The sequence below is a fragment of the Frigidibacter sp. MR17.24 genome (assembly GCF_037095655.1).
In the GTDB taxonomy this organism is placed as follows: Bacteria; Pseudomonadota; Alphaproteobacteria; order Rhodobacterales; family Rhodobacteraceae; genus Frigidibacter.
The window spans coordinates 56,245-76,965 of the sequence record NZ_JBAWKE010000002.1; the positions used below are offsets into that span (position 1 = coordinate 56,245).

Consider the following 20,721-nt stretch of genomic DNA (forward strand, 5'->3'; position numbering starts at 1 on the left):
TCGACTTTGTCCAAATATCCCGGGGGGAGGCCGAAGGCCGCGGGGGGCAGCGCCCCCCGCCCGGTCTCAGAACGTGCCGACGGTCGAGCCGAGCACGATGACCGTGACCAGCGCCAGCACGGGCACCGCCACCGCGACGACGAAGATGTCGCCGTAGGATTGGCGGTGATTGAGGCCGGTGACCGCCAGAAGCGTGATCACCGCGCCGTTGTGCGGCAGGCAGTCGAACCCGCCCGAGCTGAGCGCCGCCACCCGGTGCATCAGCTGCGGGGAGATCCCCGCCGCCTGCGCGAGTTCGGCATAGCGCGCGCCCAGCGTCTCGAGCGCGATCGAGAGCCCGCCCGAGGCCGAGCCGGTGATGCCGGCAAGCGCGTTCACCGCCACCGCCTCGGACACCAGCGGGTTCGAGGGCCAGAACCCCGTCACCGCGCCGGCGATCACCGCGAAGGCCGGCAGGCTCGCGATCACCGAGCCGTAGCCGACCTCGGAGGCGGTGTTGAAGATCGGCAGGAACGAGCCCGCGACGCCGTCGGTCAGCGAGCCCTTGAGATCGCCCCGCAGCCGCCCCCAGTTCAGCGCGATCAGCAGCACGATGGCGGCGAAGAGCGCGACGATGATCGCCCAGATCCCGCGCACCGCGCCCAGCGTCGTCGCGCCGTAGGCTTCGTCGGCCAGGTAGCCGGTGTCGAGCGCGGGCAGCACCCAGCGCGACATCGCGAAATTCATCGCGATCACCAGCACCACCGGCGCGATGGCGATCCAGAACCCCGGCAGGTCGTGCGCCCCGCGGCCGTCCCCGTGCCCCTCCGTGGCCAGGGGGCCGGCGCGGGAATACTGGTCCTCGATCCCGTAGCCCTCGCCGCGGGCATGGGCGGCGGCGATGCGCCGGTTCAGCCACAGGATGCCGCCGCCGAACATGATCAGCGCGGCCAGCAGGCTCAGCACCGGCGCCGCGAAGCCGTCGGTGCCGAAATAGGGCGAGGGGATCGCGTTCTGGATCGCCGGGGTGCCGGGCACCGCCGTCATGGTGAAGGTGAACGACCCCAGCGCCAGCGCCGCGGGGATCAGCCGCTTGGGATGGTCGGCCGCGACGAACAGCGCCGCCGCGATCGGGTAGACCGCGAAGGCGACCACGAACAGCGACACCCCGCCGTAGGTCAGGATCCCGCAGGCCAGCACCACCGCCATCGCGCTGCGCTGCGCTCCGAGCCTGGCGGTGATCCCCGTCGCCAGCGACCGCGCGCTGCCCGAGACCTCCATCAGCTTGCCGAAGACCGCGCCCAGCAGGAACAGCGGGAAGAACTGGCGCACGTAGTTCGCAAGCCCCTCCATGAACACCTGCGTGTAGCTGCCCAGGATCGGCGCCCCGCTGAGCGCCGCGGCCAGCAGCGCCAGCAGCGGCGCGAGGATCAGCACGCTGATGCCGCGATAGGCGAGGTACATCAGCAGCAGGAGTGACAGGACGATTCCGAACACGCGGCAGGCCTTTCCGTTTCAGGACCGCAGCTTGCAGTCCTCCCCACAAGGATCACCCGCGCCGCGGAGCATGGTTCCCGGAAATCGCCCGGACGCGGCGGAATGTCGCACCTGCAGCATCGTGCCGCAGCCGGAAGGCGCATCGCGGGCGGGTCTGCGCAGCCTGCGCGGGACGGCAGGGGTTCGGGCCTCGGGGCTTCGGGCGGCGGGACACGCGCCGGCAGGACCCGGCCCGGCAGGACCCGGCCCGTCAGGCGCAGGGCTGCCGGGGCGCGGAACGGCCGCCGGCGATCAGACGAAGCCGCGCCAGGCCAGCACCGTCACCACCAGCACGGCCGTGACCACCAGCGCCAGCCCGATGCCCGCGGCGGCGTCCAGCAGGTAGCCGCGGATCCGCGCCCCCTGCCCCAGCGGCCCGAGGTAGGACAGGCAGCTGTCATAGGCCCGGGCGATCCGGTCATGGTCCAGCTGCAGCGACAGCTTCGGGATCCGCGACTGCGCCGAGGCCAGCACGAGGATCTCGGCCTCGCGCCGGATCCGGCGCGGCAGCAGCCGGCGGCTGCGCCTCAGCTTGGCCTCGAGCCCGTTGCCGCGGACCCGCAGCCGCTGTTCAAGCAGCTGCGCCACGCGGTCGGCCATCTGCTGCACGCTGGTCGTTCCCATGTCTCGTCCCTCTGCGCGTGCCCCGTGGCGCGATCCTAGCCGCCCGGACCCCGCCGCTCAAGCCGCCGCTCAGGCCTGCGCTCAGGACGCCGCTCGGGCCGCCGCCTCTGGCATCCGTCGCGCGGGCGGGCTAGCGTCCGGCCATGCTCAACACCGTCCTTCATGGCCAGCCCACCGACCGCCCGCCGCTCGTCATCGTGCACGGGCTGTTCGGCAGCGCCCGCAACTGGGGCGCCGTCGCCAAGCGGCTGTCGGCCGACCGGCTGGTCGTCACGCTCGACCAGCGCAACCACGGCGACAGCTTCCGCGCCGAGACCCAGTCCTATGCCGACATGGCCGGCGACGTGGCCGAGGTGATCGCCGCCCATGCCGGTCCCGGCGGGCAGGTCGACCTCGTCGGGCACTCGATGGGCGGCAAGACCGCGATGCAGCTCGCCCTCACCGATCCCGCGCCGATCCGCCGGCTGGTCGTGGCCGACATCGCCCCCGTCGCCTATGACCACACCCAGATGCCGCTGGTCGAGGCGATGCGCGATCTCGACCTCTCCGGCCTCGACAGCCGGGCCGAGGCCGACCGCCGCCTTGCCGGGCGCGTCGCCGATCCCGGCACCCGCGCCTTCCTGCTGCAATCGCTCGACCTGCGGGCCGATCCGCCGCGCTGGAAGCTGAACCTGCCGGTGCTCGGGCGCGAGATGGCCGGGATCGTCGGCTGGCCCGGGACCACCGGCCAGCATGCCGGCCCGACGCTGTTTCTGACCGGCGCGCTGTCCGACTATGTCCGGCCCGAGCATCGCGACACGATCAAGGCGCTGTTCCCGCAGGCGAAATTCGCCAAGATCCCCGGCGCCGGCCACTGGCTGCACGCCGAGCGCCCGCGCGAGTTCGAGGCCGCGGTCGCCACGTTCCTGGCCTGAGGCCCTGCGCAAGCGGGCCCCGGCCGCCTATATCCGACACAACCACAGGAGAGGCGCGATGAGCATTGGCGAGGCGATCCCCGACCGCCGGATCTTCCGCATCACCGGACCCGACCGCGAGGGCTTCCTGCAGGGGCTGGTGTCGAACGACGTGCGCCGGCTGGCGGCGGGGCCGGTCTATGCCGCGCTGCTGACGGCGCAGGGCAAGTTCCTGGCCGACTTCCTTCTGGTGCCCGCGGGCGAGGCGGTGCTGCTCGACTGCCACGCGAGCCTCGCCGAGGGGCTGGTGCGGCGGCTGTCGATGTACCGGCTGCGCGCCGACGTGGCGATCGCCCCGACCGAGCTGCAGGTCGCGCGCGGCCTTGGCCCGGCGCCGGCCGACGCGGTCGCCGACCCGCGCGACCCGCGCCTGGGCTGGCGGCGCTATGCGCCCGAGCCGGGCGGGCCCGCGACCACCGACTGGGACGCGATCCGGGTCGAGGCCTGCGTGCCCGAGACCGGGATCGAGCTGATCCCTGACGAGACCTACATCCTCGAGGCCGGGTTCGAGCGGCTGCAGGGCGTCGACTTCCGCAAGGGCTGCTATGTCGGGCAGGAGGTCACGGCGCGGATGAAGCACAAGACCGAGCTGCGCAAGGGGCTGGTCACCGTCGATGTCACCGGTCCCGCCACCGCCCCCGGCACGCCGATCCTGATGGCCGACGGGCGCGAGGCCGGCACGCTCTACACCCGCTCGGGCGACCGGGCGATCGCGCACCTGCGCTTCGACCGCGCCGGGGGGCCGCTGACCGCCGGCGACGCCACGGTCCGCGCCAGCGCCCCCGCCCCCCTGCCCTCGCCCAACGCGCCATGAGGGCGCGGCTGGCCGAGCGGTTGCGCGCCCTCGGCCACGAGCCGTCGCAGGCGCATGCGCTGCAGGGGGGCGATCTGTCCGAGGTCTGGGCGCTGGCCGAGGTCGTGGTCAAGACCGGCGAGACCGTCGCGACCGAAGGGCGGATGCTGGCGGCTCTCGGCGCCGCGGGGGCGCCGGTCCCGGCGGTGCACCATGTCGAGCCGGGGCTCCTGATCCTCGAGCGGCTGCAGCCGGACCGCCCGACGCCGGCGCATTGGCAGGCCTTCGGCACCGCGCTCGCGCAGCTGCACGCCCACCCCGCCGACAGCTACGGCTGGGAGGAGGACCACGCCTTCGGCCCCGTCGCGCTGGTCAACGCCCCGCTGCCCGCCCAGCCCGGCCTCTGGCCCGCCTTCTGGGCGGAACGGCGGCTGCTGCCCCTCGCGGGAACGCTTCCCGCCGACCGGGCGCGGCGGGTCGAACGGCTGGCCGCCACCCTGCCCGACCGGCTGCCGGCGGACCCCGGCGGGCTGATCCACGGCGACCTGTGGCAGGGCAACCTGGTCTTCACCGCCGGGCGGGCGATGCTGATCGACCCGGCGGTGATCCGCGGCCATGGCGAGGTCGACCTCGGGATGCTGACGCTGTTCGGACAGCCGCCCGAGGCCTTCGTGCAGGGCTACGGCCCGCTGGCGCCGGGCTGGCGCGAGCGGCGCCCGGTCTACCAGCTGCACCCGGCGCTGGTGCACCTGGCGCTGTTCGGCACCGCCTATGCGGGGCTGGTGGACCGCCTGCTGGACGCCTGCGGCGCCTGAGCCGCCCCTAAGGGCGCCCTGCCCAAGAGCCCCAGCGCAGGGGGCCCGGGCCAGGCGCGCCTCACACCTGCAGGATCGGGCGGAAGCCGCCGTGGATCATCCGGCGCGGGCAGAACGGCATCTCGTCGGGCGGCGGCATCACCCCCGCGGCCATCACCTGCGCCCAGCCGGCCTCGCGCGCCGCGGCCGAGGGCCACTCGATCCAGGACCAGACCACCGTCTCGCCCGGCGCCATCGCCACCGCGCGCGGATAGTCGGTGCGCACGCCCTGCAACAGGTCGTCGCCCCAGCAGTCGACCACCCGGCTGGCCCCGGCCGCGACCAGCGCCGCGCCGACCCGCGCGCCCAGCGCGGCAAAGCGCGCCCGCCCGTCCGCCGGCGCCGGCGCGAGCATGCCGTCGATATGACCGATCGGTCCCGCGGTGCCGACCTCGCTGACCACCTCGAAGCCCGACCAGATCATCCGCCCGGCGTCAAAGGGCATCCCCTCCATCATCGCCTCGGCGGCGGGATCGCTGGCCATCCGCGCATTGGCGCGGTCGCGGACCGCCCGGTCGGGATATTCGAACCACGAGAACAGCACCGCCTCGTCAGGCTCGGCCAGCACCGCGCGGCGGAAGTCCGTCACCTTGCCCTCGGGCAGGTCCTCGCCCCAGGCCTCGACGAAGCGGGTCATGCCCCCCGCCGCGATGAAGGGCACCGCACGCTCGGCATGATGGACGTAGGCGTCGCGGTTGCGTACCGGCACCGGGGTCACGAACCCCTCGACATAGCCCATGGCGTATCCTCCCTGCCCGGCTGTGGCCCGCACAGTCTAGCACGGGGCGGTCCGCGGCTCTTCCGGTTCGCAAAACGCCCGGCGAATTCGCGCCAATCGTTGCGATGGCAGCAATTCTTTGGTTGATCGGATTCTGCAGCTGCCTATATGTGGTCCGCTGCTCAGGGCTCACCCGCATAGCTATGCGACAAATGCATATCTGGCCTGTTGAATGCGAAAGCCCGAATCATCGCTTCCCGCGATATTCGGACTGCACGCCAGATACGCAAGAGCAATAAAAAAGGACTAGAAAATGCGCGACTTCGTTGACGGCACCGCATTCAACTATGAGCAGGGACAACGGTCGCGGAAGCTTTTTGCCGCGGTCGTCCTTGCTGCGCTGGACGATGCGATTGCCGATGACAAGAAATACGGGAACGGTCCCGACCAGATTGCCCGCTGGGCGCGCTCGCGCGATGGCCGCGAAGTGCTGTCCTGCGCCGGCATCGATCCGAACGAACGGGTCGTGAAAGGTCTGATGGAATTCGTCTCGAAGGGCATCCGCACCTCGGTCGCGCTGTCGCGCGAAGAGAGCGAACGCCGCCACGCGCTGGAAGAGGCCGAAGCCGCCTGACCCGCGCTGCCGACCCCGTGCCGGCAAGATCCAAGGACGCGCTCTGTCGAGCGCGTCTTTGTTTTTTCGGGGGTCAGGATCTGTCTGCCATGCAGGGCACGCGTGGATACGGTCACCGGCCGCCGCTCGCGGCGACCGATCGGCCACCGCGCCCCCTGCCCGGCAAGCCTGGAGGAGGCCCGCGACGGCGGATCACCGGCGACAGATCGCCATCGATGGAAGATGCGAAGGCCGGCCCGAGGTCCGACCGTCAGTCGAAAGCGCGGCCCTCGAGCGCGCGGGCGATCTCGCGGCGCACCAGCTTGCGCACGGCGGTGGTGATCCGCTCGCCCAGCGCGCCCTGAAGCTCCTCGCGCACGATCTGCGCGACCATGGTCCGCAGCGCCTGCTCGTCCAGCAGCAGATCGTCCTCGGGCGCGGCCTCGGACGCCGTGCGCGGACCGGCCGCACCGGCCATCTCCTCGTCCCAGGCCCGTTCCGCATCCCACTCAGCGCCCCGGTGAGGGTCCCGGTCAGGGCCCCGATCGACCGCGTCCGGCGCGGTCGTGCCCGCGGCGTCGCTCTCGCCGGTCGCGGTTCCCGCGGCGGCCCCGGCCGCAGACGCACCCGCGGGGTCCTGCCAGGCCTCGCCCGCCGCCGAAGGCACCGGCGGCGGCTGCCAGTCCAGCCCACCCGCAAGGTGCAGGCGGCGCACGCGCACCGGCTCGTCCTGCCAGTCCGCGGCCGGCTTCGCAGGCTCGGGCGCGGCGGCGGGCGCCTCGACCGGCTCGCCGGCGGCGGCCCATTCCAGCGACAGGTCGTCCTCGGGCTCGGCCGGCTGCGGCGGCACGCCGCGCCGGCGCACCCGCGCGGCAGCCTCGGCGATGCGCGCGGTCAGGTCGGTCGAGGGGTTCAGCGCCTCGGCCGTCGCCGGCTCGTCCTCGTCGCTGCCGTCATCGGCCAGCGGCAGCGGCCGGCCCAGCGCGGCGGCCAGTTCGGCCTCGAACTGCGCCAGCGCCTCGGTGCCCATGCGCCCGCGGGCGCCCTCGGCACGCTCCTCCCCCGCATCCGCGGGCAGGCGGTCCGCGCGCGGCGCGGCGGCGACCGCGGCCTCAAGCTCGGCGATCGTCTCCTCGAGCGAGGCGCGCAGCGCCCCGCGCGTGGCCATCGCCGGCATCGGCGCGACCCGCTGCGCCGGGGTCAGCACCAGCGGCTGGCCATGGTCGCGGGCCCCGCGCCGTTCATCGGCCACGAGGCGCCGGATCGAGCTGAGGACATCCTCGATCTCGCGCTTGCTCAGGGGGTCGGACATGCGGGCCCTCTCAACCGTTTTTCCGAGGGTATCGTCGCGGCGTTAGCGAAACCGTAATCTCCGGGACCCGCCGCACGACAGCGGCGGCCGGTCCCGGCGGATCCGGTCACTGCTTGCCGATCGCCTTCAGCACGCGGTCGAGGCTGCGGCCCCGCGTCGTGGTGAGGGGCGCGTTCTTCACGGCCTGGTAATAGGCATCCGGGTCATAGACCGGCACGTCGAGGCCCAGGTGCTTGACCGTCAGCAGCCCCATCGAGGACAGCAGCGAATAAAGCGCGATCTGCTCGTTGGCCTGGGCGGTGATCCGCGCGGCGCGGGCATCCAGCAGGTCCTGCTCCGAATCGAGCACGTCGAGCGTGGTGCGCGACCCCAGCGCCGCCTCGTCGCGCACGCCGTCATAGGCGACCTGCGCGGCCTCGATCTGCTCGCCGGTGGCGCGGATCTGCGCGCGGCTCACGTCGATCGCCGACCAGCTTTCGCCGACGCTCTGCGCGACGGTGACGCCGGTCTGCAGCAGCGAGGCGCGCGACTGGTCGCGCCCGGCCACCGCCTGACGGTGCGCCGACGACACCGAGCCGCCGGAATACAGCGTCTGCGACAGGTTCAGCGACACCGCCGAATCCTTGTCGGAATACTCGTCCAGCGTGGTCTGCGCCGAGATGTCGAGCGAGGGGCCGAAGTTCGCGCCCGCCAGCTTGATCTGCAGGTCCGACACCTTCACCTCGCGCTGCGCCTGCAGGATCGAGGGGTGGTTGCGCTGGGCGATGGAGCGGGCCTCGTCCAGCGTGCGCGGCAGCGCCGGCGCGCGCGGCGCGGGGGCGAGCCTGCCCGGATAATGGCCGGTGGCGGCCTTGTAGGCCTCGCGGGCGACGTCGAGGTCGCCCTCGGCCGAGGCGAGGCTCGCGCGGGCCGAGGCCAGCTGCGCCTGCGCCAGGCTGACGTCGGTGCGGGTCACCTCGCCCACGTCGAACCGGTCCGAGGTGGCGCGCAGTTCCTCGTCCAGCACCCGGATCGAGTTCTGGTTGATCGTCACGCTTTCCTCGGCCGAGCGGACCTGGAAATAGGCGCTGACGGCCGACAGCAGCACCTGCTGCTCGACCTGCACCAGCGCCTGGCGGGTCGCCAGCACCGTCTCGCGGGCGATGTCGATGCCCAGGCGGTTGCGGCCGTTGTCGAACAGCACCAGCGAGGCGGTGAGGCCGATCTGGCTGGTCGAGTTCTCGATCAGCAGGGTCTTGGAATACGAGGTCTGCGCGGCGAAGCTGATCACCGGGCGCAGCGTGGCCACCGCCTGGGCGGCATCCTCGTCCGCGGCGCGCAGCACGGCGCGGTTCTGCTCCAGCAGGTGCGAATTGCGATAGGCCGACGCGAGCGCGTCCGCCAGGGTTTCGGCCTTCGCCTGCGCCGACATGGCCATGGCGCCCACGAGCGCGACCGCCGAAAGCCGGAAGATACGATGTCGCCGGAACGGCTTGCGATCAGTCATGCCCGTCACCTGTCTGCCTCTGCGCTTCTGCACGGGAGGCCGGCCGCGGCCTGCCCCCGCCTGTTCACGAGGTTCACGCCCCGCATCGTCCAAACATGCCGTGCCCTGTTGCGGGTCCGGCCGGTCACTCACGCGCGTCAAGCGCATTCCCGTCGCCAGCGTGGCGGCGGGTCACAGAACGAATTCGCGCTCCTTGGCGAAGCCCGGAAGCACCGGCGCCGCCGCGTTGAACGAGAAGTGCCAGCTGAAGCCGGTGCCGGCCTTGACGCCGACACGCACCGTGCCCAGCGCCCCGTCCATGAAGATCGCGGCGATGCGGCCGCCATCCTTCAGCTGGTCGATCAGCGCCTGCGGCACGGTCTCGACCCCGCCTTCCAGCACGATCGCGTCATAGGGGCCGTGCTTGGCCGCGCCCATCGCCAGCGTGCCGCTGATCACGACGGCATTGTCGACGCCCTGCTCGGCCAGCAGGCCCTGCGCCTCGGCGGCCAGCGCCTCGTCTTCCTCGACGGCGACGACGGCCTCGGCCATCCGCGCGATCACCGCGGCCGAGTAGCCGTAGCCGCACCCGAGGTCGAGGACCATCGAGTGAAGGTCGATCTCGAGCGCGTCGAGCATCTTGGCCAGCGTGCGTGCTTCAAGCACGACCCGGCCGCGCGCGAATTCGACATTCTCGCCGACATAGGCGGCCTCGCGCTTGGTCGCCGGCACGAAGACTTCGCGCGGGACGTGCAGCATCGCCTCGATGATGGGGAACTTGGTGACGTCGTTCGGGCGGACCTGAGTGTCCACCATCATCGTCCGCCTCTGAGCGTAGTCGGCCATCGCTGAACTCGTCAGTTTTGTTTTCTCAGATACTTCCTTGCCACAGAAGCGGCGGCTGGGCAACGGCTGGTGCTGCCGGCGCGGGATTCACGGCCGCAGCGTGACCTTGCTGCCGCGCCCTTGGGCAGGCTTGGCCGCGATCGGCGCCAAGACGGGCCGCGCCTGCCTTACCCGGGCCGCAATTGCCTGATGCCATGGAACTTATCGATTGGTGAGACGTAGTGTTTCCATGGGAGATACGATCATGTACGACGCTCCGCCCGTTTCCGCAGCCATTGCCCTGCCCGTGACGTTGCGCCTGAGGCTGCCGGCGCAGCAGGAACGTGCCCTGCGGCGCTGGCTGCAGGTCTACAAGCGGCCGGGCGGCTTCGCTCTGGAACGCGATCCCGAGGGCGGGCGCCAGTGCCACCGCCTGTCGCTGCGCACCCCGCAGGAAGCCGTCGACGTCGTCGAGGTCTGGCAGCTTCAACTCTGGGCCTGATTCATCTCTGGGCCTGAATCAGATCCGGGCCTGACAGCGCGCATCCACCACGCACCCCCCGCCCGCCTCGAATCCGTCACCGCCTCCGTCGCGCCGCTACAGATCGCCGGCGACAGCGGCCCGGGGATTCGGCACCGCCCCACGGCGGGCCCGCCGCTCGCGCGGCTGCGGCCGGGTCGGGATCTCCTTCAGCAGCCCGCCGACCCCCATCGCCGCGATGTCCTCGTCCGTCACCGCGACGCCGCAGGCCAGCCGCTCGATCACCCAGTCGGCCCCGTTCAGCGCCGGCGAGCGGGCACAGCCCGGCAGCCCGATCACCGGCCGGCCGCCGAGATCGCCGTGAAACAGCAGGTTGCCCGGATCGACCGGCATCCCGAAGCGCGCCACCCGGCCGCCGGCATCACGCAGCGCCTGTGGCGCGTCGTCGTGCAGGTCCGACGTGGCCGAGCCGGTGAGGATCAGCACCATCTCTCCCGGCGCGGCCCGCAGCGCGGCGGCGATCGCGGCGGTCTCGTGCGCGACCTCGCTGACCGAGACCATCGGCACGCCCAGCGCCGCAAGCCGGCCGGCCACCGCCGCGGCGCCCGACTCGTTCAGCTTCGGGTCCTGCCCCGGCACCGCGGTCAGGATCAGGCTCGCCCCCGAGACCACGGCCGGCCGCACCCGGATCGCGCCGCGCGCCGCGGCCTCGGCCGCGGCCAGCGCCGCGCCGGCGACAGCGTAGGAGATGATCTTGACCGTGCCGACCAGCGTGCCTTCGGTCACGCGCTGCCACTGCGGCACCGTCGCCAGCGTGATCGCCGGATCGACGAGGTTCAGCCGCAGCACCGCGCCCGCGTCCAGCTCGACGATCCCGGGCCCCGCGGCCTTGAGGTTCACCCGCCCGGTATGCGCCGCGGTGACCGCCAGCCCCGCCGCCGCCGGGTCGGGCACCAGCGCCGCCGCAAGCCGCCCCGCCGCCGCATCCTCCCACAGGTCGCCCGGGTCCAGCCGCGCCACGATCACCGGGTCGATGCCCTCGGCCGCCAGCGCCGCGATCTCGTCCGGCCCCAGCCACGTGCCCTTGGCGATCCTGCGCCCGCCCGCCCGCGCCGAATGCGCCAGCACCGCGCCCGCGGCCGCCGCCAGCGGAACCGGCCCGAACCGCATCAGCCGCGCCTCAGCACTTGCGTGACCTGCGCCATGATCGACACCGCGATCTCGCCCGGGGACTTCGCCCCGATGTCGAGCCCCACCGGCGCGTGGATCCGCGCGATCTCGGCCGGCGCCACCCCCTCGGCCTCAAGCCGCGCCAGCCGCTTGGCATGGGTGCGCGGCGAGCCGAGACAACCGAGGTAGAACGCCTCCGACGCCAGCGTCGCCCGGATCGCCGGGTCGTCCAGCTTGGGGTCGTGCGTCAGCGTGATCACCGCCGTGCGCGCATCGGGCCCGATCGCCGCCAACGCCTCGTCGGGCCAGTCGTCGAGGATCCGCTCGCCCGGGAACCGGGTCTCCGAGCCGAAGGCGCCGCGCGGATCGACCAGCACCGGGTCATAGCCCGCCAGCCGCGCCATCGGCAGCAGCGCCTGCGCGATATGCACCGCGCCCACCACCACCATCCTCAGCGGCGGGTTGTGCAGGCCCACGAACTCGCCCACCCCGCCCTCAACCGCCGCTCCTTCGACCCCGGAGCGGTCGGCACGGAACCGCGCCGCCACCGCCGCCGAGGCCTCGGCCCGCGCCACGAGCCGCGTCGCGAACCCGTCGAGCGCGGTGACCAGCGCCACCGGCGTCCGGTCCGCCCGCGCCGCCACCAGCGCCCCCAGCAGCGCGGGCGTCAGCTGCCCCGGCGTCTCGGTCACCGGCTGCACCAGCACCCGGATCCGCCCGCCGCAGGCCAGCCCGACCGCGAAGGCGTCGTCGTCGGACACCCCGAACTCCAGCAGCCGCGCCTGCCCGTCGGCGATCGCGGCGAGCGATTCCTCGATCACCGCGCCCTCGACGCAACCGCCCGACACCGAGCCCATCATCTCGGCCTCGGACGAGACCGCCAGCTGGCTGCCGGTGCCCCGCGGGGCCGAGCCCCAGGTCTCGACCACGCTCGCCAGCGCCACGCCCTTGCCGGCGCGCAGCCAGTCCAGCGCGATCTCGGGGATGCTCTCGGACCGCGCGCGGTCAAGCGCCGCCGCGTCCGGCGCAGCGGAGCTGCTCGGGGGGATGAGGGTATCGGGCATTGGCCACCTCCTGTCGGCGCAATATGTGTCCCGCCCCCCGGCACGGCAACGGTCACTTCGTCGGGGAGCCCCCGGAAGGCCCCCCCGCAAGGCCCCTCAGCCCCCTCAGGCCGCGCGGACCCGCGCGAGGAAGCAATTGTTGCGGGCCGAGCGGATGTCGACGAAGACCACGTCGCCCCGCGCCAGCAGCGCCCGCGCCCGCCCCGCGATCCCGTCGCGCGCGACGATCCCGCCGGTGCCGTAGACGATGCAGTGATCGGCGCCATAGCCCTTCACCAGGTAATCCGGGCTGGCGGCCAGCACCGGCGGCAGCCCGGCGCCCGCCCAGCGCGCGCAGTCGTCGGCGCACAGGAAGATCGGCCCGGTCTCGGCATAGGGCTGCGGCGCCGGGAACGGCCGGTGCGCCAGGATCAGCATCCCCGCCCCCTCGGGCACCATGTCCAGACAGTGGCGGCAGGGGTTGCTTGCCCCGCTGGCCTGCACCCGCTCGGCCGGCTGGCCATGGGCATCGGGGCCGCCCCGGCGCAGGGCCGTGGCGGTGGCGGTGTCGAGCCCCTCGAATCGCAGCCCCTCGATCCGCAGACCGCCAAGGTCATCGGCAGGCGGGACGGCAGCGGTGCGGTTATCTGTGCCGGGGGCATCTGCACCGGCGGCAGTGGCGGTGGCGGCGGCGGGCGTCAGCACATCGGTCATGGCAGGTCTCCTTGGTGGCGATGACGCAAGACTGTCCGCCCCGGCCCGGCGCCGCGACCCGGATGCTGCGCAAACCGCCCGCACGACCGGACCGCGCCCCGAATAGGAACGACGGGACAGGAACGGCCGGACAGGATCCACCGGGGGGCACACCCGGACGCGACACGGCCCGGGCCACGCACGCGCGCAACCCGGGCATTCTCCCGAAACGGGTCATCGACCGGGGATCATTAGGATTGTTCGCAGAAAGACGCGCAGGTGTTGCGCGTGCCGCAGGCGGCGCGGGGGGGGGTGTACAGGGGGTGCACGGATGTCACCCCCTCTCCACCGCCCGGGTCACGTCGCGGTTTGCGAAACGACCCCGGCGCGGACGGCGGGCGGGGCCAAGCGACCCCGCCCACGCTGTCCGGTCACTTCTGTGCAGGGCTCAACAGGTCGGTGATCCGGCGCACCGCCGCGCGGCGGTTGGCGCGCTCGTCGCCCTGGCTGTCGACGCGCAGGTTCTGCTCGCCATAGCCCTGCACCACCATGTTCTCGGGCGGCACGTCGAAATACTCGGTCAGCGCCAGCGCCACCGACTCGGCGCGCCGGTCCGACAGCGCCAGGTTCGACGCGGCCGAGCCAACCGCATCGGTATGGCCCTCGATCAGGAACATCTCGCGCGGGTTCTCGTCGACATAGCCCTGGATCAGCCGGCCGAGCGAGGCCAGCGCCTTGGCCTGGTCGGGCTTGATCGCGGCCGAGCCGGAGTCGAAGGTGATCGCGTTCACGTCGATCACCGGCACCAGGCTGCGCACCTGATAGATGTCGCGGACCTGCCCCAGCGAGAAGCTGCGGTTGACCTCGGCCTCCTGCGACAGGGCGCGGCGCAGCTCCTCCTCGCTCGCGTCGAGGCTGACATAGCGCGGGTTGACCGGCGGCAGGCTCGAGACGTCGACCGGGTCATAGGCGACCGAGTCGTCGATCAGCATGTAGCGCTGGCCCTGCGGATCGATGAGCGACCGGCGCACCACCCGCATCTCGGGGTCGTAGACGGTGACCACCTGCGAGCCGTCGGCGCGGGTGACATAGGTCCGGCTCGAGCCGTCGCGGAAGGTCTCGGTGCGCAGGTCCGACCCGGGGCGACGCAGCAGCACGCCGTCGTCCTTGATCACCTGATAGCTGCCGTCGGGGCGCTCGACCACGACGCGGTCGCCCGAGTTCAGCTCGACCTGGCGGTTGTTGGACAGCATGGTGCCGACAGCGGCAAGGCCGAGCCCGCCCAGCAGCAGCTTCTCGCGGTTCGACAGCGCGCCCGAGAAGATGCCGTCCTTCTTCTCGTTCGCCTCGTCGCGCTCGCGTTCGAGCTTCTCGAGCCGGTCGGTGACACGGTTCTGGAAATCCTCGTCCGACGACCGGGCCGATTGCTCGGTCACCTGTTCCTCGGTGACCTGAACCTCGCCATCGGCCTCGGCCTCGGCGCTGCCGGCCGCCGCCCCGTCCTCCGACGCGGCCAGCGCCGCGGCCACGGCGGGCGCGCCGCTTTCGGCCTCGGGCTGGGCCGGGCGGTCCTCGGCGGCCACCGTTTCAGGCGCCGTTTCAGGCGCCGTCTCGGGGGCCGTCTCGGCAGCAGCCTCGGAGGCCGCCGGCTCGCCGCCTGCCTCGGCGGTGCCGGCCTCGGGCGCAGGCTCCGGCGCGGTCTCGGCGGCCGTCGCCGGGGCGGTCTCGGCCGTCGCGCCGCCATCGGCCTCGGCCGCCGGCGCGGTCTCGGTCGCGGCATCAGGGGTGGCATCGGTGGTGGCGGCGCCATCCCCCTGCATCTCCTGCTGCATCGCTTCGTCCAGCGACTGGCTGCCCGCCTCGCCCTCGGCCGCAGTCCCGGTTCCCGTATCGGTACCGGTTTCGGCCTGCGTCTCCGCGGGCGCGGTCTGGGTCTCCATCTGGGTTTCAGTCTGGGTTTCGGCTTCGGGCGCGGCAGCCGGCTGCTCGGCGGCATCGGTCTCCGCCGGCGCAGTTTCGGTGGCGCTCTCGGTGGCCGTACCGTCCGGCGCCGCCTCGGGCTCGGCCGTCGCCGCCTCGGGCGCGGGCTCAGCGTCGGGCTCGGCAGCGGGCGCGGGCTCGGCAGCGGGCTCGGCGGGCGCCTCCTCGGCCGCCGGGGCAGCTTCGGGCGTGGGCTGCGCGGTCTCTGCCGCGGCATCGCCGCTCGCCTCGGCCGGGGCCTCGGCAGGCGCCTCGGCCTCCGGCGCGGGCTCAGCCTCGGGGGCGGCCTCGGGCGCGGTTTCGGGGGCGGCCTCGGGGGCCGTGCAGGGGGCGTCGCTGCCATCGGCGCACAGCTGCTGCTCGGTGGTCTGCGACTGTTGCGCCCAGCTCGGCGCGGGCACGGCGAGCGCGGCGCTGGTCATCAGCGCGACCATCGTCGCCGACCGGGACTCGGTGATCTTGCGGGCCATCGTCAGGCTCCTCGACTATCGATATTGACCGAACCAACCTGCATCTGTGCACAGAAGTTCCGCCGCCCGACATTCGTGAACGCAACGACCCGAATTCGCAAAAAGCCGCCGATTGCCGAAACCGGACAGACCGTTTCCGGAACCCTAGCCCCGTGCCCGCCCCGCCAGCGCCGCCATCAGCCGCCCCCGCTCCCCCCCGTCCCGCCCCTGCCCGAGCGCGGCGGCGAGCGCCTCGAGCGAGGCCACGGAATGGCCGGCGCGGAAGCTGTCGACATGGGGCAGCATCGCCCGGATCCCGCCGGCGCGCGGCGCGAATCCCTCCCACCGCAGCAGCGGGTTGACCCAGACCAGCCGGCGCGCCGAGAGATGCAGCCGCTCGATCTCGGTCGCCAGCGCGGCCGGATCGCCGCGGTCGAGCCCGTCGGTGATCAGCAGCACGACCGCGCCGCGCGACAGCACCCGGCGCGACCAGTCGCGGTTGAAGGCGTGCAGGCAGGCCCCGATCCGCGTGCCGCCCTGCCAGTCCTGCGCCTCGGCCCCCGCCGCGGCCAGCGCCGCGTCGACATCCCGCGCGGCCAGGTGGCGGGTGATGTTGGTCAGCCGGGTGCCGAAGGTGAAGGCATGGACCCGCCCCCAGCCGCCCGCGCGCGCGCGGCCGGCGGCACCGGCGGCATTGGCGGCGGCATGCAGGAAGTGCAGCACCATCCGGCTGTAGGACGACATCGACCCCGAGATGTCGCACAGCGCCACGAGGTCCGGCGGGCGCTGGCGCCGGGCGCGGGTGGCGAAGCGCAGCGGCTCGCCGCCGGTGCGCAGGCTTGCGCGCAGCGTCGCGCGCCAGTCGGGCAGCGCGCCCGCCCCGGGCCGGGTCCGGCGCGTGGCGAGCGGCGGCGCCGCCAGTTTCAGCCGCGCCACCATCCGCTTCGCCTCGGCGATCTCGGCCAGCGACATCTGCTCGAAATCCAGCGTGCGCAGCCGCTCCTCGGCCGATTGCGAGGGGCGGGCGTCGATCTCGAGTTCCTCGCCCTCGTCGCGCTCGGGCAGCTCGGGCGGGTCGCGCGGCGCGCCGTCGAGAAGCGCCTCGGCCGCGCGCTTGGCGCCCGCCTGCGCCACGCGCTCCTCGTGCGTGCCGCGCACCGCGGGCAGCATCAGGCTCATCAGCTGTTCGAGATAGCGCGGGTCGCGCCAGAACAGGCGGAAGGTCTCGGCGAAGACCGCCCGTTCCTCGGGGCGCGCGACGAAGACCGCGGCCAGCGTGTGGTAGAAGTCGCGCCGGTCGGTGAACCCCACCGCCTCGACCGCGCGCACCGCGTCGAGCACCTTGCCGGGGCCGGCCTTCAGCCCCGCCTTGCGCAGCGCCCGGCCGAAATGGGCGATGTTCTCGGCGAGACGGCCGGTTTCGGGAAGGGCGAGATCGGTGAGGTCAGCCATGGCAGGGCGGGCCCGGACGGGGGGCGCTGCCCCCCGGTCGCGGCCGGGCCGCGACTCCCCCCGGGATATTTCGGCAAAGTCGAAAGCGCATCAGCCGGCCGGGGCGAGGCCGCGGCGGACCTCGTCGAGGAGCTTCTTGGCCGGCGCGCCCTCGATCCGGGCGATGTCGTCCTGGTATTTCAGCAGCGCGCCGAGCGTGTCCGAGATCACCTCGGGCGAGAGCGAGATCACGTCGAGCGCGAGCAGGCATTTCGCCCAGTCGATGGTTTCGGCGACGCCGGGCTTCTTGAACAGGTCTTCCGTGCGCAGGCGCTGGACGAAGCCCACGATCTCGCGGCTGAGCGCCTGCGTCGCCTCGGGGGCGCGGGCGTGCAGGATCTCGAGTTCCCGGGCGAAGTCGGGGTAGTCGACCCAGTGGTAGAGGCAGCGGCGCTTGAGCGCGTCGTGCACCTCGCGCGTGCGGTTCGAGGTCAGGATGACGATCGGCGGCGCGGGGGCGCGGATGGTGCCGAGTTCCGGGATCGTGACCTGGAAATCCGAAAGCGCCTCGAGCAGGAAGGCCTCGAACGGCTCGTCGGTGCGGTCGACCTCGTCGACGAGGAGGACCGGCGCGCCGCCGGGCTGGGGGCGCATCGCGGCCAGGAGCGGGCGCTCGATCAGGTAGCGCTCGGAGAACAGGTCGGTTTCGATCCCCTCGGCGCGCCCCGCCGCCTCGGCTGCGCGGATCGCCACCATCTGCGCGGCGAAGTTCCATTCCGCCACCGCCTGGGCGGCATCGAGCCCCTCGTAGCATTGCAGGCGGATCAGCCGGCGGCCGAGGGCGGCGGCGAGGGTCTTGGCGATCTCGGTCTTGCCGGTGCCGGCCTCGCCCTCGAGAAACAGCGGCCGGCCGAGGCGCAGCGCGAGGAAGGCCGTCGTCGCCAGCGCCCGGCCGCAGACATAGCCCTGCCCCGCCAGCAGCGCCTGCACCGCGTCGATGTCGGCCGGGATCGTGCCGGCTGCACCCGTTCCGGCTATGCCGTCGTCGGCTGGCTGGGTCATCGGGTCTCCTCCCCCGCTGCGCGCCGCGTTCAGCGCGCATCCTTCCGGGCGGGCGGGCCGGGGTCAAGGGGGCCGGGGTCAGGGAGCGGCGGCGGCGGGGGCGACCAAGGTCGCATCCGGCGCCTCGCGCAGGAAGTCGCGGAAGGCGCGGAAGGCGGGGATCTCCTCGGCGCGGTCGGGCCAGGCCAGCACATAGGGCGTGCCCGTCTCCAGCCGCCGCGGCGCCGCGAGGCGCAGCGCGCCGGTGACGAGGTCGCGCGCCGCCACCGCCTCGGGCACGAGACCGAGGCCGAGGCCCGCGCGGGCGGCGGCGAGCACCATCGAGAACTGCTCGAACCGGGGGCCGCGCAGGATGGTGATCGGGTCCAGCCCGGCGTCGCGGAACCAGTCGAGCCACAGCTCGGGCCGCGTCGCCTGCTGCAGCAGCGGCAGCCGCGCCAGCTCGGCATCGCCGAGCGGCGCATCGACCAGCCCGGGCGCCGCGACGATGACGAGACGCTCGCGCGCCAGCGCCATCGCGTTCTGCCCCGGCCGCGCCGCCAGCGCCCGCGGATCGCCGCGCAGCACCTGGGCGTCGCGACTGTCGCGGTCGAAATCCACCGGCGCCAGGGTCGCGGCGAGGTCGAAGGTGACCGAGGGCGCGCGGGCGCGGAACGCCGCGAGCCGCGGGATCAGCCAGGCCTCGCCGAACGAGGGCAGCACCGCGAGGCGGATCACCTCGGGGTGGCCGCCGAAGGACATCACCGTCAGCGCCGCCGCGTCGAGCCCGGCCAGCAGCCGCTCGGCCTCGGACAGAAGCGCGCGGCCGGCATCGGACAGCACGAGCCGCTGGCGCGCGCGGTGGAACAGCCGCACCCCGAGCCGCGCCTCGAGCGTGCCGAGCGCGCGGCTGATCGCCGATTGCGTCAGCCCCAGGGTGCCCGCGGCACGGGTGGTCGAGCCTTCGCGCGCGGATTGGACGAAGGCCTGAAGCTCGGGCAAGGTGGGGGTATAGGCGCGGCGCATGGCCCGAGCTTATGAGTTTCACTCATCAACTGGGAAGGGGTATTCATTTGAACCGCGCGGCCGCGGGGCCTAGAAAGGGGCAAACGCGCCACGCGGAGGATGAAATGGACCAGCCCGTCACCGATCGCCCGAAACTGAAAGCCAAGGATGCCCCGGATCTGGGACGCTTCGGCTGGGAGGACCCGTTCCGGCTGGCCGACCAGCTGACCGAGGAGGAGCGGATGCTGGCCGAGGGCGCGCGCGCCTTCGCGCAGGACCGGCTCGCCACCCGGGTCGAGGCCGCCTACATGGCCGAGGCCGCCGAGCCCGAGGTCTTCGCCGAGATGGGCGAGGCCGGGCTTCTGGGCGTGACCGTGCCCGAGGAATACGGCGGGATCGGCGCGGGCTACGTGGGCTACGGCCTTGTCGCGCGCGAGGTCGAGCGCGTCGATTCGGGCTATCGCTCGATGATGTCGGTGCAGTCCTCGCTGGTGATGTACCCGATCTACGCCTACGGCACCGAGGCGCAGCGGATGAAATACCTGCCGAAGCTGGCGAGCGGTGCGTGGATCGGCTGCTTCGGCCTGACCGAGCCCGAGGCCGGGTCGGACCCGGCCGGCATGAAGACCGTCGCGCGGAAGGTCGAGGGCGGCTATGTGCTGAACGGCGCGAAGATGTGGATTTCCAACGCGCCCTTCGCCGATGTCTTCGTGATCTGGGCCAAGTCCGAGGCGCATGGCGGCAAGATCCGCGGCTTCGTGCTGGAAAAGGGCATGAAGGGCCTGTCGGCGCCGAAGATCGAGGGCAAGCTGTCCTTGCGCGCCTCGGTCACCGGCGAGGTCGTCATGCAGGATGTCGAGGTCGGCGAAGAGGCGCTTCTGCCCTTCGTCGAGGGGCTGAAGGGCCCGTTCGGCTGCCTCAACCGCGCGCGCTATGGCATCGCCTGGGGCGTGATGGGCGCGGCCGAGGACTGCTGGATGGCCGCGCGCAGCTATGGCCTTGACCGCAAGCAGTTCGGCAAGCCGCTGGCGGGGATGCAGCTTTACCAGAAGAAGCTTGCCGACATGCAGACCGAGATCGCGCTGGGCACGCAGGCCGCGCTGCAGGTGGGCCGGCTGATGGACGCGGCGCAGGCCGCGCCCGAGATGATCTCGATCATCAAGCGCAACAACTGCGGCAAGGCGCTCGACATCGCGCGGATGGCGCGGGACATGCACGGCGGCAACGGCATCCAGATCGGCTACAAGGTCATGCGCCATGCCGCCAACCTCGAGACCGTCAACACCTACGAGGGCGCGCATGACGTGCACGCACTGATCCTCGGGCGCGCGCAGACCGGCCTGCAGGCCTTCTTCTGATGCGGCTCGCGCTCACTCCGGGGGTCGCGCTGCGGCTTCTGGAGGAGCGCGGGCGCCCCTCGGCGCGGCTGGTCGCGCCGGGGCGGCTGCGGTCGGACCTGCTGGCGGCGCTGCGGGCCGAGGTGCGGGCCGGCCGGCTGGCGCGGGCCGAGGCCTTCGCGCAGATGGACCACCTGCGGGCGCTGGCGCCGCGGCTGCTGACCGACCGGGTCTCGATGCGCCGGGCCTGGGACATCGCCGATGCGCTTGGCTGCGACATGGCGGCGGCGGAATACATCGCCGTCGCGGCGCTGCAGGGCGATGCGCTGGTGGTGGCGGACGATGCCTTCCCCGCGGCCGGCACGATCGTCGCCGTCAGGGGCTATGACGCGCTTCTTGCCTGAGGCGCCCGCACGGCA

The 20,721-nt window shown here is 73.0% G+C and carries 20 protein-coding genes; 7 read left to right on the forward strand and 13 right to left on the reverse strand.

From position 1 onward, the window contains the following. Window positions 1–66: 66 nt before the first annotated feature. Together V8J39_RS07460 and V8J39_RS07465 are read right to left on the reverse strand one after the other, a co-directional pair. Complete coding sequence (locus V8J39_RS07460; RefSeq protein WP_336460265.1) at window positions 67–1,476, reverse strand: GntP family permease; 1,410 nt, start codon at window positions 1,474–1,476, stop codon at window positions 67–69. A 291-nt stretch (window positions 1,477–1,767) separates the two neighbouring features. Further along, window positions 1,768–2,139: a hypothetical protein gene (locus V8J39_RS07465; RefSeq protein ID WP_336460266.1), complete on the reverse strand. Its 372-nt coding sequence runs from the start codon at window positions 2,137–2,139 to the stop codon at window positions 1,768–1,770. Window positions 2,140–2,282: 143 nt separating this feature from the next. Here V8J39_RS07465 and V8J39_RS07470 point away from each other — a divergent pair, with 143 nt between their 5' ends. From V8J39_RS07470 to V8J39_RS07480, 3 genes are read left to right on the forward strand one after another with little or no spacing between them, the layout of a single operon-like run. Next, window positions 2,283–3,053, forward strand: a complete 771-nt coding sequence (locus V8J39_RS07470; RefSeq protein ID WP_336460267.1) for an alpha/beta fold hydrolase — start codon at window positions 2,283–2,285, stop codon at window positions 3,051–3,053. 58 nt (window positions 3,054–3,111) lie between these two features. Further along, window positions 3,112–3,906: a CAF17-like 4Fe-4S cluster assembly/insertion protein YgfZ gene (gene ygfZ, locus V8J39_RS07475; protein ID WP_336460268.1), complete on the forward strand. Its 795-nt coding sequence runs from the start codon at window positions 3,112–3,114 to the stop codon at window positions 3,904–3,906. Further along, complete coding sequence (locus tag V8J39_RS07480; RefSeq protein ID WP_336460269.1) at window positions 3,903–4,700, forward strand: fructosamine kinase family protein; 798 nt, start codon at window positions 3,903–3,905, stop codon at window positions 4,698–4,700. The genes ygfZ and V8J39_RS07480 overlap by 4 nt, the downstream gene beginning before the upstream one ends. Window positions 4,701–4,761: 61 nt before the next feature. On the opposite strand, the gene V8J39_RS07485 is transcribed toward V8J39_RS07480, so the two are convergent. Further along, window positions 4,762–5,478: a DUF1428 domain-containing protein gene (locus tag V8J39_RS07485; RefSeq protein ID WP_336460270.1), complete on the reverse strand. Its 717-nt coding sequence runs from the start codon at window positions 5,476–5,478 to the stop codon at window positions 4,762–4,764. A gap of 292 nt (window positions 5,479–5,770) precedes the next feature. On the opposite strand from V8J39_RS07485, the gene V8J39_RS07490 reads away from it, so the two are divergent. Then, a complete protein-coding gene (locus tag V8J39_RS07490; protein ID WP_336460271.1) occupies window positions 5,771–6,091 on the forward strand; it encodes a DUF6280 family protein in 321 nt (106 codons plus the stop codon). A 250-nt stretch (window positions 6,092–6,341) separates the two neighbouring features. Here the strand turns inward: V8J39_RS07490 and V8J39_RS07495 are convergent, their stop codons facing one another. The 3 genes from V8J39_RS07495 to V8J39_RS07505 all read right to left on the reverse strand — a co-directional run bounded on the left by V8J39_RS07495 (window position 6,342) and on the right by V8J39_RS07505 (window position 9,693). Then, a complete protein-coding gene (locus V8J39_RS07495; RefSeq protein WP_336460272.1) occupies window positions 6,342–7,382 on the reverse strand; it encodes a hypothetical protein in 1,041 nt (346 codons plus the stop codon). A gap of 106 nt (window positions 7,383–7,488) precedes the next feature. Continuing rightward, window positions 7,489–8,868, reverse strand: coding sequence for a TolC family outer membrane protein (locus V8J39_RS07500; RefSeq protein ID WP_336460273.1), 1,380 nt, complete (start codon window positions 8,866–8,868; stop codon window positions 7,489–7,491). Window positions 8,869–9,039: 171 nt separating this feature from the next. Beyond that, window positions 9,040–9,693 carry a protein-L-isoaspartate O-methyltransferase family protein gene (locus tag V8J39_RS07505; RefSeq protein ID WP_336460274.1) on the reverse strand — a complete coding sequence of 218 codons (654 nt, stop codon included), beginning with the start codon at window positions 9,691–9,693 and terminating at the stop codon, window positions 9,040–9,042. Window positions 9,694–9,937: 244 nt separating this feature from the next. Between V8J39_RS07505 and V8J39_RS07510 the strand changes: the two genes are divergently transcribed. After that, the gene (locus tag V8J39_RS07510; protein WP_336460275.1) at window positions 9,938–10,174 is read left to right on the forward strand and encodes a hypothetical protein; all 237 of its coding nucleotides are present in this window, start codon (window positions 9,938–9,940) and stop codon (window positions 10,172–10,174) included. 96 nt (window positions 10,175–10,270) lie between these two features. Here the strand turns inward: V8J39_RS07510 and V8J39_RS07515 are convergent, their stop codons facing one another. From V8J39_RS07515 to V8J39_RS07545, 7 genes are all read right to left on the reverse strand, one after another. Continuing rightward, window positions 10,271–11,323, reverse strand: a complete 1,053-nt coding sequence (locus tag V8J39_RS07515) for a molybdopterin biosynthesis protein (protein ID WP_336460276.1) — start codon at window positions 11,321–11,323, stop codon at window positions 10,271–10,273. Then, entirely contained in the window at window positions 11,323–12,387 is a 1,065-nt protein-coding gene (locus V8J39_RS07520) for an XdhC family protein (RefSeq protein ID WP_336460277.1), read from the reverse strand. The genes V8J39_RS07515 and V8J39_RS07520 overlap by 1 nt, the downstream gene beginning before the upstream one ends. A gap of 105 nt (window positions 12,388–12,492) precedes the next feature. Then, window positions 12,493–13,080 (reverse strand): DUF1203 domain-containing protein, encoded by a 588-nt coding sequence (locus V8J39_RS07525; protein ID WP_336460278.1) that lies wholly within the window; start codon window positions 13,078–13,080, stop codon window positions 12,493–12,495. A gap of 410 nt (window positions 13,081–13,490) precedes the next feature. Next, window positions 13,491–15,509 carry an OmpA family protein gene (locus V8J39_RS07530; RefSeq protein ID WP_336460279.1) on the reverse strand — a complete coding sequence of 673 codons (2,019 nt, stop codon included), beginning with the start codon at window positions 15,507–15,509 and terminating at the stop codon, window positions 13,491–13,493. Between the two features lie 144 nt (window positions 15,510–15,653). Then, a complete protein-coding gene (locus tag V8J39_RS07535; RefSeq protein ID WP_336460280.1) occupies window positions 15,654–16,940 on the reverse strand; it encodes a vWA domain-containing protein in 1,287 nt (428 codons plus the stop codon). 90 nt (window positions 16,941–17,030) lie between these two features. Further along, window positions 17,031–17,981, reverse strand: a complete 951-nt coding sequence (locus V8J39_RS07540) for an AAA family ATPase (protein WP_336460281.1) — start codon at window positions 17,979–17,981, stop codon at window positions 17,031–17,033. 78 nt (window positions 17,982–18,059) lie between these two features. Continuing rightward, window positions 18,060–18,986: a LysR family transcriptional regulator gene (locus V8J39_RS07545; protein ID WP_336460282.1), complete on the reverse strand. Its 927-nt coding sequence runs from the start codon at window positions 18,984–18,986 to the stop codon at window positions 18,060–18,062. A 104-nt stretch (window positions 18,987–19,090) separates the two neighbouring features. Between V8J39_RS07545 and V8J39_RS07550 the strand changes: the two genes are divergently transcribed. After that, entirely contained in the window at window positions 19,091–20,323 is a 1,233-nt protein-coding gene (locus tag V8J39_RS07550; RefSeq protein ID WP_336460283.1) for an acyl-CoA dehydrogenase, read from the forward strand. Continuing rightward, window positions 20,323–20,706, forward strand: coding sequence for a hypothetical protein (locus tag V8J39_RS07555; protein WP_336460284.1), 384 nt, complete (start codon window positions 20,323–20,325; stop codon window positions 20,704–20,706). The genes V8J39_RS07550 and V8J39_RS07555 overlap by 1 nt, the downstream gene beginning before the upstream one ends. Window positions 20,707–20,721 lie beyond the last annotated feature (15 nt).

Coding starts and splice junctions, on each gene's coding strand:
- V8J39_RS07465 (WP_336460266.1), bottom strand. CDS start 2,139: ATGGGAACGACCAGCGTGCAGCAGATGGCCGACCGCGTGGCGCAGCTG.
- V8J39_RS07470 (WP_336460267.1), top strand. CDS start 2,283: ATGCTCAACACCGTCCTTCATGGCCAGCCCACCGACCGCCCGCCGCTC.
- ygfZ (WP_336460268.1), top strand. CDS start 3,112: ATGAGCATTGGCGAGGCGATCCCCGACCGCCGGATCTTCCGCATCACC.
- V8J39_RS07480 (WP_336460269.1), top strand. CDS start 3,903: ATGAGGGCGCGGCTGGCCGAGCGGTTGCGCGCCCTCGGCCACGAGCCG.
- V8J39_RS07485 (WP_336460270.1), bottom strand. CDS start 5,478: ATGGGCTATGTCGAGGGGTTCGTGACCCCGGTGCCGGTACGCAACCGC.
- V8J39_RS07490 (WP_336460271.1), top strand. CDS start 5,771: ATGCGCGACTTCGTTGACGGCACCGCATTCAACTATGAGCAGGGACAA.
- V8J39_RS07495 (WP_336460272.1), bottom strand. CDS start 7,382: ATGTCCGACCCCCTGAGCAAGCGCGAGATCGAGGATGTCCTCAGCTCG.
- V8J39_RS07500 (WP_336460273.1), bottom strand. CDS start 8,868: ATGACTGATCGCAAGCCGTTCCGGCGACATCGTATCTTCCGGCTTTCG.
- V8J39_RS07505 (WP_336460274.1), bottom strand. CDS start 9,693: ATGGCCGACTACGCTCAGAGGCGGACGATGATGGTGGACACTCAGGTC.
- V8J39_RS07510 (WP_336460275.1), top strand. CDS start 9,938: ATGTACGACGCTCCGCCCGTTTCCGCAGCCATTGCCCTGCCCGTGACG.
- V8J39_RS07515 (WP_336460276.1), bottom strand. CDS start 11,323: ATGCGGTTCGGGCCGGTTCCGCTGGCGGCGGCCGCGGGCGCGGTGCTG.
- V8J39_RS07520 (WP_336460277.1), bottom strand. CDS start 12,387: ATGCCCGATACCCTCATCCCCCCGAGCAGCTCCGCTGCGCCGGACGCG.
- V8J39_RS07525 (WP_336460278.1), bottom strand. CDS start 13,080: ATGACCGATGTGCTGACGCCCGCCGCCGCCACCGCCACTGCCGCCGGT.
- V8J39_RS07530 (WP_336460279.1), bottom strand. CDS start 15,509: ATGGCCCGCAAGATCACCGAGTCCCGGTCGGCGACGATGGTCGCGCTG.
- V8J39_RS07535 (WP_336460280.1), bottom strand. CDS start 16,940: ATGGCTGACCTCACCGATCTCGCCCTTCCCGAAACCGGCCGTCTCGCC.
- V8J39_RS07540 (WP_336460281.1), bottom strand. CDS start 17,981: ATGACCCAGCCAGCCGACGACGGCATAGCCGGAACGGGTGCAGCCGGC.
- V8J39_RS07545 (WP_336460282.1), bottom strand. CDS start 18,986: ATGCGCCGCGCCTATACCCCCACCTTGCCCGAGCTTCAGGCCTTCGTC.
- V8J39_RS07550 (WP_336460283.1), top strand. CDS start 19,091: ATGGACCAGCCCGTCACCGATCGCCCGAAACTGAAAGCCAAGGATGCC.
- V8J39_RS07555 (WP_336460284.1), top strand. CDS start 20,323: ATGCGGCTCGCGCTCACTCCGGGGGTCGCGCTGCGGCTTCTGGAGGAG.